Raw genomic sequence first — 13008 nt, 5'->3', positions numbered from 1 at the left:
CGCAGCCGCCGCTGAGGCCGAGACCGCGCCCGAGATCGAGGACGTGATGGCGCTGAGTCCTCTTCAGGAGGGCCTCTATTCGCTGACGGCACTGGCCGACTTCACCGAGGGCGAGCCCGCCGACGACCCGTATGTGATCGGCATGTCCGCCGACGTATTCGGCACCCTGGATGTCGCGCTGCTACGCGACTGCGCGGCGAAGATGTTGGTCCGCCACCCGAATCTGCGGGCGAGTTTCTTCAGCCGGGGGATTGCCCGTCCGGTGCAGATCGTGCCGTCGCGGGTCGACCTGCCGTGGCGCGACGTGGTGGCGACCGAAGCCGAGATCGAGGCGATCGAACTCGACGAGCGGCGCCGGCCGTTCGACCTCGAGCGGCTGCCGGCGCTGCGCTTCCTGCTCATCGAATTGCCCGATGCGCGTTGGCGTTTGACGATCACCGCGCACCACATCGTGATCGACGGCTGGTCGTTGCCGGTGTTCGTCGCCGAGATGATGATCCTCTACCGCGCCGGTGGTGACCTCGGTGCGCTGCCGATCGCGCCGCGTCCGTACCGCGATTACATCGGCTGGCTCGCCGGCCGGGATCAGGAAGCCAGCCAACGGGTCTGGCGCGACCACCTGGCCGAGTTGCCCGGTCCGACACTGGTGGCTGCCGCGTTCGGTGGCGAGGACGCCGCCCGGACGGCCACCCGGCTGCCGCAGAGCACCGAGCTGCGTCTGGATGCGGCGGCCACCGACCGCCTCGTCACGGGCGCGCGGTCGCGCGGAGTCACGCTCAACACGCTCCTGCAGATGGCGTGGGCGACTATCGTGTCGCGGCTGACCGACCGCGACGACGTGGTGTTCGGCGTGACGGTGTCCGGTCGGCCCGCCGAGTTGGCCGGCGTCGAGACCATGGTCGGCCTGTTCATCAACACCGTGCCGCTGCGGGTGCGCCTGGACCCCAGCGCTTCGGTCGGCGAGCAGAGCCGTGCGGTGCAACGTGATTCGGCACTCCTGCGCGACCATAGCTACCTCGGCCATGCGCAGCTGCGGGCGATGGGTGGTGTCGGCGAAATGTATGACACCCTGCTCGTCTACGAGAACTTCCCGACCGGCGCCATGACGTCCGGCGATCAACTGGCCGGCACCGGCGTCACCTTCGAGCCCGCCGCGGTGGCCAGCCTCACCCATTTCCCCATCGTGCTCGCCGCGCACATGGACGACGGGCAACTGGTCCTGATGGTCGAGGTGATCGACGGGGCGATCGGACACACCACCGCGGAAACGCTCGGGGGCCGACTGCGAGACACCGCCGATCGGCTGCTGCAGCACTGGGACCGGCCGCTGAGCGAGGTGAGTGTGCTGACGGCCGAAGAGGTCGCCCCGCTCGGCACCGGTGTAGCGAAACCTGCGACGGCGCAAGGTATTCACACTCGCTTCGCCGCGGTTGCCGGCCGGACGCCCGACAGCCCGGCGGTGACCTGGGCCGGCGGGGCGATGACCTATCGCGAACTCGACGAGGCCGCCAACCGGCTCGCCGGGGCGTTGGCGGCTCGTGGCGCGACCGCCGAGACCCCGATCGCCATCAGGCTTCCCCGCGGACCGCGCTACGTCGTGGCGATCCTGGCGGTGTTGAAAGCCGGCGCGATGTACGTGCCGCTGGAGCCGGGAATGCCGGCCGAGCGGGTGGATTCCATCCTGCGTCAGAGTGGCGCCGGCATCGTCATCGACGAGAGTTTCGACGCGGCCGACGGGCCCGCCGACTTCGAGCCTGTCGACGTCGATCCCGGTCGTGCCGCCTACGTGGTGTTCACCTCGGGCACCACCGGAGAACCCAAGGGCGTCATTGGAACTCACGCGGCGGTCAACGCTTATGCCGATGACCACCTGGACCATGTACTGCGGCCCGCCGCAGCCAGGCTCGCCCGCCCGCTGCGCATCGCGCACGCCTGGTCCTTCGCTTTCGACGCGGCGTGGCAGCCGCTGGTCGCGCTGCTCGACGGCCACGTTGTCCACGTCGTGGACGAACAGACGCAGACCGACGCCGAGGCCCTGGTCGCCGCGATCGCCGAGCACGGTGTAGACATGATCGACACCACGCCGTCGATGTTCGCCCAACTACGGTCGGCCGGTTTGCTGGGCCGGGTGCCCCTGGCCGTCCTGGCGCTGGGCGGCGAAGCCCTCGGCGGCAGTTCCTGGTCGTACATCCGCGCAGAGTGCGCGCGAACCGCGATGACGGCGTTCAACTGCTACGGCCCCACCGAGACCACGGTCGAGGCGGTGGTGGCCGCCATCGACCGGCACGACGAACCGTCGATCGGGCACCCGACCGGCCATACCCGCGGTTATGTACTGGACTCCGCGCTGCGCCCGGTCGCCCACGGCGTCGCGGGGGAGTTGTATCTCGGTGGCGCGCAACTGGTTCGGGGCTACCTCGGCCGCGCGCCGGAAACCGTGCAACGCTTCATCGCCGACCCCTTTGTCCGCGGCGAGCGGATGTACCGGACCGGTGATCTGGTGCGCCGACACCCGGACGGGTCGATCCAGTACATCGGTCGCGCGGATGCGCAGGTGAAGATTCGCGGCCACCGGGTCGAGCCCGGCGAGGTCGCCGTCGTGCTGGAAGCGCAGCAGGGTGTGCGGCAGGCCCATGTCGCGGTGCGGCACCGCCACGGCGTTCCGCGGCTGGTCGCCTACGTCGCCGGCCACGACGTGTCGGTGAACGAATTGCGGGGCAGCCTGGTCGCCCGGCTGCCGCGCTACATGGTCCCGCAGCGCATCGTGCTCGTCGACGAGATTCCGTTGACCGGCAACGGAAAATTGGACGAAACCGCGTTGGCGGCAATCGATGTGGACGACCAGCCGGACCAGGGCCACGCGGCGCCCGAGACCGCCACCGAGTCCGCTCTCGCCGAGGTGCTCGTCGACCTCCTTCAAATCGAGCGGATCAACGTCGACGCAGACTTCTTCGAGCTCGGCATCGACAGCATCGTCGCGCTCTCGATCGTGCACGCGGCGCGCGCGCGTGGCATCCCGCTGCGACCGCGCCTCATCCTGCAGGCCGGCACCCTGCGTGAACTCGCGGCGTTGATCGACGCCGGCGAGCAGGAGCCACAACCGGATTCGCGCACCAGAGAGCATTCGTCCGAACCGATCCAGCCGGTGCCGATCGTCTCGTGGGTGTACGAATACGGAAACTTCCGGCGGTTCAGCCAATCCGTGGTGATCACCCTGCCGCCCGACGTGACGTCGGATCGCTTGGAGACAGCTCTGCAGGCGGTGCTGGACCGGCACGACATGCTGCGGGGTCTGCTGGAGGACACCGACTCCGGACACCGGCTGACTACCCGGCCACCGGGTTCCGTGCGCGCCGGCGAGATCCTGCAAAGGGTGGCGGGGCCGCCCGCCTCGACACTGGCCGCTCATGCCGAAGCCGTTATCGACACCATCAATCCCGCTGCGGGCGCGATGATTCGGGCACTGTGGTGCGACGCCGAGGGCGACGGTGCGAGTTGCCTCCTGCTGGTCGTCCACCATCTCGCGACCGACGCGGTGTCGTGGTACGTCCTGCTGGCCGCGCTGTCGGAGGCCTTCGCGGCGTCGTCGGGCGGGGCGCCGGTCGAGTTGGCGCCGGAGTACACGACTTACCGCGAATGGGCGCAACTGCTGGACAACCGGTCGCGGCACACCGATCTATCGGCTCAGCGGCAGCACTGGGTGGACCAACTCGCACCGGCCGATCCGGCGCTCGGGTCGCGACTGCCCGATCCGTCGCGCGACACCTGGGCGTCGCTGCGGACGAGTGAGACGCGCTCCAGCGTCGCCGACACCCAAGAGATGCTCGACCGGATCTCCGCTGCGGGTTCCGGGATCGGTGTCCGCGAATTCCTCTTGGCCGCAGTGACATTGACGCTCACCACGTGGCGCGTGCGTCGCGGCGACGACACCCGCGACGGGGTGCTGATCGCGCTGGAGGGCCACGGCCGGGAGGACGCGCTGTTCGACGGCGACGTCGACACCTCCGCCACGGTCGGTTGGTTCACCAACGTGTTCCCGGTGCGATTCGGGGCGGTGACGGACCCGCTGGACATCGACGCGGCATCCGCCGACACCGCTCGGGCGCGCGGGCTCGTGACCGAGGTCGCGCAACGGTTGGCGGCCGTACCCAACGGCGGCCTGGACTATGGGCTGCTGCGGTATTCGCGCCGAGACGCGGAGTTGGTGGACGCCCGGCACCCACAGGTGGAGTTCAATTACCTTGGCCGCCTGGACATGACGCCACGGTTCGACGACGGTAATGCGTGGACCCTGGTGTCGGACCCGGAGTTGACGCTGGCGATACCGTTGGCTACCGAGCCGGAACTGCCGCTGCGCTACACCTTCGACGTGATCGCGGTGGTGCAGGCGACCCCGTCGGGTCCGCAGTTGCTGACCAACTGGATATACAGCGACTTGCTCACCACCGAGCAAGAAGCGACCGAGCTGGGCGCCATCTGGCGCCAGGCGATTACCACTCTCGGAGAAGCCCTGTGAGGCGGAAGGAGTCGGTGCGATGACCACGCTTGCGGTGCTGGGCGCCGGCGTGAAAGCCGTGGCGGTAGCCGCCAAGGCGCACGTGCTGAGCGAGATGGGTGTCGAGGCGCCGAACGTCGTCGCGATCGAGCGCACCGGGGTCGGGGCCAACTGGCAGGCCAGCGGCGGCTGGACCGACGGCGCGCAGCGGCTGGGCACCAGCCCGGAGAAGGACGTCGGCTTCCCGTATCGGTCATCGCTGGTGCCGCGCCGCAACGCCGAGGTCGACGGGCGGATGATGCGCTACGGCTGGCAGTCGTATCTGATCGCCACCAGCCAGTTCGCGCAGTGGATCGATCGCGGTCGGCCGGCGCCGACCCATCACCGATGGAGTCAGTACCTGCGTTGGGTGGCCGACGAGATCGGCATGACCGTCGTCTACGGCGAGGTCGACCGCCTCGCGGTGGACGGCGAGCAGTGGGCGCTGCACACCGACGAAACGACCGTGCACGCGGACGGTTTGATGATCACCGGGCCCGGGCAGGCGGAACGGTCGCTGCTGCCGGGCAATCCGCGAGTGATGTCGATCGCGCAGTTCTGGCACCGCGCCGGCCAGCAGGACCGGATCAACGCGGAGCGGGTCGCGGTCATCGGCGGTGGCGAGACCGCCGCGGCGATGCTGAATGAGCTTTTCCGCCATCGGGTTTCGACCATCACGGTGATTTCGCCGCAGGTGACGTTGTTCACCCGCGGGGAGAGCTTCTTCGAGAACGCGCTGTTCTCCGACCCCAGCGACTGGACCGCGCTGACGGTGCAAGAGCGGCGCGATGCGATCGCCCGGACCGATCGTGGGGTGTTCTCGTCCAACGTCCAGGACGCGTTACTGGCCGACGACCGCATCCGCCACCTGCGTGGCCGGGTGGCCCATGCGGTCGGTCGCGACGAGCAGATCCGGCTCACGCTGTCGACCAATCGCGGTAGCGAAAACCTGGAAACCGTCCACGGTTTCGATCTGGTGATCGACGGCTCGGGCGCCGACGCCCTGTGGTTCACGTCGTTGTTCAGTCAGGACGCGCTCGACCTGCTCGAGTTGGGCCTGGGTGGCCCGCTGACGGGGGACCGCGTCACCGAAGCCATCGGCTACGACCTCGCCGTCGCCGACGTCGCGCCGAAGTTGTTCCTGCCCAACCTCGCCGGACTCAACCAGGGTCCCGGCTTTCCCAACCTCAGTTGCCTGGGGCTGCTGTCCGATCGGGTGCTCGGCGCCGATCTGGGTGGTAGTGCCAACCGAGCCTCGACCAGGAGAGATGATGAGCACCAATCCCTTCGATGACGACAACGGCACCTTCGTCGTGCTCGTCAACGACGAAGACCAGCACAGCCTGTGGCCGACGTTCGCCGACGTTCCGGCGGGCTGGCGCAAGATCTTCGGCGAAGCCGGTCGCGCCGAATGCCTGGCGTACGTCGAGGAGAACTGGACCGATATGCGGCCCCGGAGCCTCCGCGAGGCGATGGACAGCTGATGGCGCGCGGGTTTCAGGGAGCGATGCTGCGGGGCTTCGGCGCCCGCGACCATACCGCGACCGTCCTCGAAACCGTCCTGATCGCACCGCATTTCGTGCGCATTCGGTTCGAGTCGGAAACGGTGTTCCAGGACGTGCAGGCCGAACCCGCCGCCTGGCTGCGGTTCTGGTTCCCCGACCCTGACGGCTCGACCACCGAATTCCAACGCGCGTACACGATCTCTGAGGCCGACGTGCCCGCGGGCCGTTTCGCCATCGACGTGGTGCTGCACGACCCGGCCGGGCCGGCCTCGAAGTGGGCCCGGACCGTCCAACCCGGCGCGACCATCGCGGCGATGGCGCTGATGGGTTCGACGCGCTTCGACGTCCCCGACGAGCAACCCGCGGGTTACCTGCTGATCGGTGACTCCGCGTCGATTCCCGGCATCAACGGCATCATCGGCATTGTCCCGCATGATGTTCCGGTCGAGGTGTACCTGGAACAGCACGATGACCACGACCGCCAGATCCCGATCACCGAGCATCCGCGGCTGCGGGTGCACTGGGTCGCCCGCCGCGACGAGAAGGCGCTCGCCGCGGCCATCGAGGCCCGGGACTGGTCCGACTGGTACTGCTGGGCGACGCCGGAGGCCACCACGCTCAAGCAGGTCCGGAGCCGGCTGCGCGACGAATTCGGCTTCCCCAAGTCGGAGGTCCACGCGCAGGCCTATTGGAGCGCCGGCCGCGAGATGGGTACCCGTCGCGGCGACCAGGAGACGGCCGCCGCCGAGGTCCCCGACACCGTCGCACTGAGCAACGGTCCGGTGACCGCCGAGCCGGAAACCGTTGTGGTGCAGGACCAACCGGCAACCGCGCGAGGGAGTTGGCGCGCCCAGGCTGCGGGCCGGCTGCTCGGACCGTTGCGTTCGGCGCTGATCGCGTCCGGTGTGCTGCAGGCGATCATCACGCTGGTGCAGCTCGCGCCGTTCCTCTTGCTCGTCGAACTCGCCCGGTTGCTGGTGTCCGGTGCCGACGCGTCGCGGTTGCGCGAAGTGGGTGTCGCCGCCGTCGCGTTGCTCGGGTTCGGCACCCTGCTCGGTGCGGCGCTGACGCTGTGGTTGCACGTCGTCGACGCGCGCTTCTCCCGCGACCTGCGATCGCGACTATTGGGCAAGCTCGCGCGACTGCCTTTGGGCTGGTTCACCCTTCGGGGATCCGGGGCAATCAAACAACTCGTCGCCGACGACACCCTGTCGTTGCATTACCTGGTCACCCACGCGATCCCGGACGCCGTCGCCGCGGTGGTCGCGCCGCTGGCGGTGCTGATCTACCTGTTCGTCGTCGACTGGCGGGTGGCGCTGGTGTTGTTCATTCCGGTGCTGGTCTATCTGGTCCTGATGTCGACGATGACAATCCAGTCGGGCCCACGGATCCCGCAGTCGCAGCGCTGGGCCGAGCGGATGAGCACCGAGGCCGGCGCTTACCTCGAGGGCCAGCCGGTGATCCGCGTCTTCGGTGGCGCGGCCGCGTCCAGCTTCCGGCGACAATTGGACGGCTACATCGCTTTTCTTACCGACTGGCAGCGCCCGCTGGCCGGCAAGAAGACGTTGATGGATCTGGTCACCCGGCCCGCGACGTTCCTGTGGCTGATCACGGGGACCGGTACGTTGCTTGTCGTCGGCGGGCACATGAATCCGGTCGACCTGCTGCCGTTCCTGTTGCTGGGCACCACGTTCGGCGCCCGGCTGCTCAACATCGCCTACGGCCTCGGCGGCATCCGGGCCGGGATGCTGGCCGCCCGGCGCCTACAGGTCACCCTCGACGAACCGGAACTGTCGGTGCGCGACGAGCCGAAGTCGGCGGCGGGGGATTCGGTGGTGTTCGACCACGTCACCTTCGGCTATCGCCCCGGTGTGCCGGTCGTCCACGACGTGTCGCTGACGCTGCGGCCCGGCACGGTCACCGCGCTGGTCGGGCCGTCGGGTTCCGGCAAGTCGACGCTGGCCGCGCTGCTGGCCCGCTTCTACGACGTCCAGCAGGGCGCGATCACCGTTGACGGGCAGGACATTCGGACGTTGACGGCCGACGAGCTGTACGCCCGGGTCGGATTCGTGCTGCAGGACACCCAACTCGTGCACGGCACGGTGGCCGAGAACATCGCGCTGGCCGTCCCCGATGCGACCCCGGCGCAGATCGAAGCCGCGGCACGCGAGGCCCAGATCCACGACCGCATCCTGCGCCTGCCGCAGGGCTACGACACCATGCTCGGGGCCGCCAGCGGCCTGTCCGGCGGTGAACGCCAGCGGTTGACGATCGCGCGGGCGATCCTCGCTGACACCGCCGTGCTCATCCTCGACGAGGCCACCGCTTTCGCCGATCCCGAGTCGGAATACCTGGTGCAGCAAGCACTCAACCGGCTGACCCGGGAGCGCACGGTGCTGGTGATCGCGCACCGGCTGCATACCATCGCCGGCGCCGATCAGATCGTCGTGCTCGACCACGGCCGCATCGCCGAGCAGGGCACCCACGACGAACTGCTGGCCGCCGACGGACGCTACCGGCGATTGTGGGACAGCGGCCGTCGCGACGCGGTCACCGCCGCCACCGGGCAGGAGGCCACCCGATGATCCGCACCTGGATCGGCCTGGTGCCGGCCGAGCGCCGCGGCAAGGTGCTCGTCTACACCGTGCTCGCGCTGATCTCGGTGATCGTGCGGGCCGTCGGCACGGTGCTGTTGGTGCCGTTGGTCGGCGCATTGTTCAGCAGCGAGCCGCACCGCGCGCTCGCGTGGCTGGGCTGGCTCAGCGCCGCGACGGTGGCGGGCTGGCTCATCGACACCACCACTGCGCGAATCGGATTCGATCTCGGCTTCGCCGTGCTCGACCACACCCAGCACGACGTCGCGGATCAACTGCCCGAGGTGCGGCTGGAATGGTTCAGTGCTGACAACACCGCGTCGGCGCGCCAGGCGATCGCCGCGACCGGGCCCGAACTCGTCGGTCTCGCGGTCAACCTGCTGACCCCGTTGGTCACCGCCGTGCTGCTACCTGCCGCCATCGCCGTGGCGCTGCTGCCGGTGTCGTGGCAACTCGGCGTCGCCGCGATGGGCGGTGTGCCGCTGCTGCTCGGGGCATTGTGGGCCTCGGCGCGGCTGGCTCGCCGCGCGGATCAGGCCGCCGCCGAAGCGAATACGTCGTTGACCGAGCGGATCATCGAGTTCGCTCGCACCCAGCAGGCGCTGCGCGCGGCACGCCGCGTCGAGCCGGCGCGCAGCATGGTCGGTGACGCGCTGGCCGCACAGCACGGCGCGATGATGCGGCTGCTGACGATGCAGGTTCCGGGCCAGCTGCTGTTCAGCCTGGCCAGTCAGCTCGCGCTGATCCTGTTCGCTGGCGCGACAACGGCTTTGACCATCACCCACACCCTCAGCGTTCCGGAGGCGATCGCGCTGATCGTCGTCATCGCCCGCTACCTGGAGCCGTTCACCTCGATCAGTGAGCTGGGGCCGGCGTTGGAGAGCACCCGTGCCACCCTCGACCGGATCCGCTCGGTGCTCGGTGCGCCGGTGATAGCCGCCGGCGTCGAAAACCGGCGCGGCAACCACGACGCACCCGTCATCGAATTCGACGACGTCACTTTCGGTTACGACGGCGCGAGCGCGCCGGTGCTGGACGGTGTGAGTTTCACGCTGCGGCCGGGCACCACCACGGCGATCGTCGGGCCGTCCGGTTCGGGCAAGAGCACCATCCTGGCGCTGATCGCCGGGCTGTACCAGCCCGCGCGCGGCCGCGTGCTGGTCGACGGCCTCGACGTGGCGACTCTGGACGCCGGGGCCCGCCGCGCCGCGAGCAGTGTGGTGTTCCAGCATCCCTACCTGTTCCACGGGACCATCCGGGAGAACATCGCCGCCGGCGATCCCACGGCCGGAGACGCGCAGTTCGGTCGCGCCGTCGCACTGGCCCGGGTGGACGAACTCACCGGCAGGTTGCCGGCGGGCGCCGAAACAGTTGTTGGCGAAGCCGGTTCGGCGCTGTCGGGTGGCGAGCGTCAGCGGGTGAGCATCGCGCGCGCCCTGCTCAAGCCCGCGCCGGTGCTGCTCGTCGACGAGGCCACCAGTGCGCTGGACACCGAGAACGAGGCCGCCGTGGTCGACGCGCTCACGGCGGATCCGCAACCGCGGACCCGGGTGATCGTCGCGCACCGGTTGGCCAGCATCCGCCACGCCGATCGCGTGCTCTTCCTCGACGCCGGCGCGATCATCGAAGATGGCACCGTCGACGAGTTGCTCTCTGCCGGTGGACGTTTCGATGACTTCTGGCGCCAGCAACGGGACGCGGCCGAATGGCGGATCGCCGTCGACTAGTCACGACGGGGCACAAGCTCGACAGCGGGGATTGCTGCCGGGGCAGCTGCCCGTCGCGTAAAGGGCTTTGCCCCAGGTGTTTTCGCCTGTTGGACCGCTTCACAGACGCCGCCCACCTGGTGCAAAGGTAAGGCTAGCCTAGCCTTAATACCGCGTGTAGCCTACGTCTGCATGACCCCTACTACGCCATCGGAAAACCCTGCCGTCGCCGACGAATTGGTCGCCGTTTTACGTGACGATCTCGATTTGAGATGCGAATCCGTCTCTGCTGGAACACGTCTCGTCGACGATCTGGGAATGGATTCGGTCGCGTTCGCGGTCGGACTCGTCTCCATCGAGGAACGGTTCGGGGTACAGCTCGACGAGCAGGATCTGTTGGCGTGCAGCACCGTCGGTGATTTGCAATGTGCCATCGACCAAAAGGCGGCGGCATGAGCACGCTTGCGCACGCGCTACGTCAGGCGCTGACTCAGTCGCCCCACGACCTGCGGGTGCTGGACAGGGAGACCGACAGCTGGGTGTGTCGGCCGTGGCCGGAGGTGCACGGGATTGCCGAGAGCATCGCCCGGCGGCTCCTGCAACAACAGCACCTCGGTGCCGTCGGGCTCGTCGGCGAACCCACCGTCGAACTGGTCGCGGCAATCCAGGGCGCGTGGCTCGCGGGCACAGCCGTGTCGATCCTGCCGCGGCCACAGCGCGGCGCGGACCCCTCCGACTGGGCGCACGCCACGTTGACACGCTTCGCCGGTCTCGGGGTCACGATGGTGCTGAGTCATGGTTCCGCTCTGCACAGCCTTCGCGAGGCCGAATCCGACTTGCTGGTATGCGATCTCGCTGAGGCGGCCCGCACCTCCACGTCGACCAGCCTCCCGCCGATACCCGACGCGGAGGTCGCGATTCTGCAGGGCACGGCCGGTTCGACCGGTGATCCCCGCACCGCGGTGTTGACTCCCACCGCTGTGTTGAACAACATGCGGGGCGTCATCGGGCGTCTGGACTTCGACGGCACCCACGATCGCGGTTGCTCATGGCTGCCCATTTACCACGACATGGGTCTGGCGTTCGTGCTCTCGACCGCGCTGACCGGTATGCCGTTGTCCCTGGTGCCGACCGGCGCATTCTCGTCGGCTCCACTTCGATGGGCGAGTTGGCTTTCCGAGTCTGCGGCAACCATCACGGCAGGCCCGAATTTCGGATATTCGATCCTCGGGCGGTACGCCGGGCAGATCTCCGACGTCGACTTGAGCGCCCTGCGTGTTGCCATCAATGGTGGGGAACCGGTCGACTGCGACGGGCTCCAGCGGTTCGTAACGGCATTGGCGCCGTTCGGTCTGCGAGATTCAGCCGTCATACCTGCCTACGGCATGGCCGAATCGACCTGCGCGGTGACCATGCCCGATCCGGGCGAGGGGTTGCGGGTCGACCAACGGACGGTGGACGGTGTCGATCGGCGGTATGCGCTACTGGGTCGGCCGATTTCCGGCGTGGAGTTGCGGATCTCGCCCGTTGACCACTCGGATGGTGACATCGGCGAGATCGAGATCCGCGGATCGTCGATGATGGCGCACTACGTCGGCGACGAACCCGACCGGGCCGACGCACGAGCCGAGTGGTTTGCCACCGGCGACATCGGTTATCTCGCAGGCGATTCGCTGGTCGTCTGTGGTCGATCGAAAGAAGTCATCACGATCGCCGGCCGCAATATCTTTCCGGCTGAGATCGAGCAGGTGGCCGGTCAGGTCGACGGAGTGCGGGAAGGGGCGGTGGTCGCGGTGGGCGCCACATCCGCTGCGGCGCAGTCACGATTGCTCATCGCGGCGGAGTTCGAGGGATCGGACCGAGACGTCACCCGGGGCGCGGTGATCAAGCGAATCATCTCGGTTTGTGGCGTCACGCCGGCGGACGTGGTGTTGATGTCGCCGGGTTCCCTGCCGCGCACATCCTCGGGCAAGTTGCGGCGGCTCGAGATGCGCTCCCGGTTGGAGGCCGCACGATGATCAACGCGATGTGGCCGCGCGGTCCAACGCGTAGAGGGCCATCCGTCGATTCGACATGTCGTGCTCGCCCAGAAATCGGCAACCCATGAACTCGCACAGGCCCCGGACGGTCGTGTTGCGGTGATCCGGATCGAACATGATGCGCTGGCAGTCCGGTTCGGCGTCCAGCACGCTTGCGACGATCTTGCCGAGCAGCAGCGGACCCAGTCCGCGATTGACTAATTGCTCGTCGGCTATCGCGCCATGCAGACCGATGTCATGTGGCTCGCTGTCATAGCGTGGAGCGATGGAATCCTTTGCCGCACGGTAGATTTCGAGGTAACCACGATCTGTGCCGCTGAGGCTCAGTACGAGGGGGCGCGAGTAGGTGCCGTCAACTTGCGCCCGTAGATGCCGACGCCAACGCGCTGGCGGCCAGTCGTACTCCCAGGCTTTGGCCAAATGCGGCCGGTTCATCCACTCCGAGATCATGTCCGCGTCCGACCCGTCGGGATCGGCGACGCGGATCGCGTTCGGTGGCGACAACTTTGGCGTTGGTGGCGCGGGGACCCGTCGAACGGCACTCGAGATGTCGGTCAGTTCGCGACTGAGAACGGCGGCGTCTGAACTCATGCGCAGGAAGCCCTTTCGATCGTCGAGTTGGCCAAACTA

General features: G+C 68.3%; 8 protein-coding genes. 7 read left to right on the top strand and 1 reads right to left on the bottom strand.

Going from position 1 to position 13008, the window contains the following annotated elements:
* Positions 1-46: 46 nt before the first annotated feature.
* The 7 genes from PT015_RS08095 to mbtM all read left to right on the top strand — a co-directional run bounded on the left by PT015_RS08095 (position 47) and on the right by mbtM (position 12357).
* Positions 47-4516: an amino acid adenylation domain-containing protein gene (locus PT015_RS08095; RefSeq protein ID WP_285190992.1), complete on the top strand. Its 4470-nt coding sequence runs from the start codon at positions 47-49 to the stop codon at positions 4514-4516.
* Positions 4517-4535: 19 nt separating this feature from the next.
* Positions 4536-5828 (top strand): NADPH-dependent L-lysine N(6)-monooxygenase MbtG, encoded by a 1293-nt coding sequence (gene mbtG / locus PT015_RS08090; RefSeq protein WP_285190116.1) that lies wholly within the window; start codon positions 4536-4538, stop codon positions 5826-5828.
* Entirely contained in the window at positions 5806-6018 is a 213-nt protein-coding gene (locus PT015_RS08085) for an MbtH family protein (RefSeq protein WP_285190115.1), read from the top strand. The genes mbtG and PT015_RS08085 overlap by 23 nt, the downstream gene beginning before the upstream one ends.
* Complete coding sequence (locus PT015_RS08080; protein WP_285190114.1) at positions 6018-8624, top strand: ABC transporter ATP-binding protein/permease; 2607 nt, start codon at positions 6018-6020, stop codon at positions 8622-8624. The genes PT015_RS08085 and PT015_RS08080 overlap by 1 nt, the downstream gene beginning before the upstream one ends.
* Positions 8621-10360, top strand: coding sequence for an ABC transporter ATP-binding protein (locus tag PT015_RS08075; protein ID WP_285190113.1), 1740 nt, complete (start codon positions 8621-8623; stop codon positions 10358-10360). The genes PT015_RS08080 and PT015_RS08075 overlap by 4 nt, the downstream gene beginning before the upstream one ends.
* A 171-nt stretch (positions 10361-10531) precedes the next feature.
* On the top strand, positions 10532-10795 hold the full coding sequence (locus PT015_RS08070; protein WP_285190112.1) for an acyl carrier protein: 264 nt from the start codon (positions 10532-10534) through the stop codon (positions 10793-10795).
* Positions 10792-12357, top strand: a complete 1566-nt coding sequence (gene mbtM / locus PT015_RS08065; protein ID WP_285190111.1) for a long-chain-fatty acid--ACP ligase MbtM — start codon at positions 10792-10794, stop codon at positions 12355-12357. The genes PT015_RS08070 and mbtM overlap by 4 nt, the downstream gene beginning before the upstream one ends.
* On the opposite strand, the gene PT015_RS08060 is transcribed toward mbtM, so the two are convergent.
* Positions 12358-12969: a GNAT family N-acetyltransferase gene (locus tag PT015_RS08060; RefSeq protein WP_285190110.1), complete on the bottom strand. Its 612-nt coding sequence runs from the start codon at positions 12967-12969 to the stop codon at positions 12358-12360. It abuts the gene before it with no gap.
* Positions 12970-13008 lie beyond the last annotated feature (39 nt).

This window comes from Candidatus Mycobacterium wuenschmannii, from assembly GCF_030252325.1.
GTDB classification, from domain to species: domain Bacteria; phylum Actinomycetota; class Actinomycetes; order Mycobacteriales; family Mycobacteriaceae; genus Mycobacterium; species Mycobacterium wuenschmannii.
This window is presented reverse-complemented; position numbering and strand designations above follow the sequence as displayed.

Coding starts and splice junctions, on each gene's coding strand:
- PT015_RS08085 (WP_285190115.1), top strand. CDS start 5,806: ATGAGCACCAATCCCTTCGATGACGACAACGGCACCTTCGTCGTGCTC.
- PT015_RS08080 (WP_285190114.1), top strand. CDS start 6,018: ATGGCGCGCGGGTTTCAGGGAGCGATGCTGCGGGGCTTCGGCGCCCGC.
- mbtM (WP_285190111.1), top strand. CDS start 10,792: ATGAGCACGCTTGCGCACGCGCTACGTCAGGCGCTGACTCAGTCGCCC.
- PT015_RS08060 (WP_285190110.1), bottom strand. CDS start 12,969: ATGAGTTCAGACGCCGCCGTTCTCAGTCGCGAACTGACCGACATCTCG.
- mbtG (WP_285190116.1), top strand. CDS start 4,536: ATGACCACGCTTGCGGTGCTGGGCGCCGGCGTGAAAGCCGTGGCGGTA.
- PT015_RS08070 (WP_285190112.1), top strand. CDS start 10,532: ATGACCCCTACTACGCCATCGGAAAACCCTGCCGTCGCCGACGAATTG.
- PT015_RS08075 (WP_285190113.1), top strand. CDS start 8,621: ATGATCCGCACCTGGATCGGCCTGGTGCCGGCCGAGCGCCGCGGCAAG.
- PT015_RS08095 (WP_285190992.1), top strand. CDS start 47: ATGGCGCTGAGTCCTCTTCAGGAGGGCCTCTATTCGCTGACGGCACTG.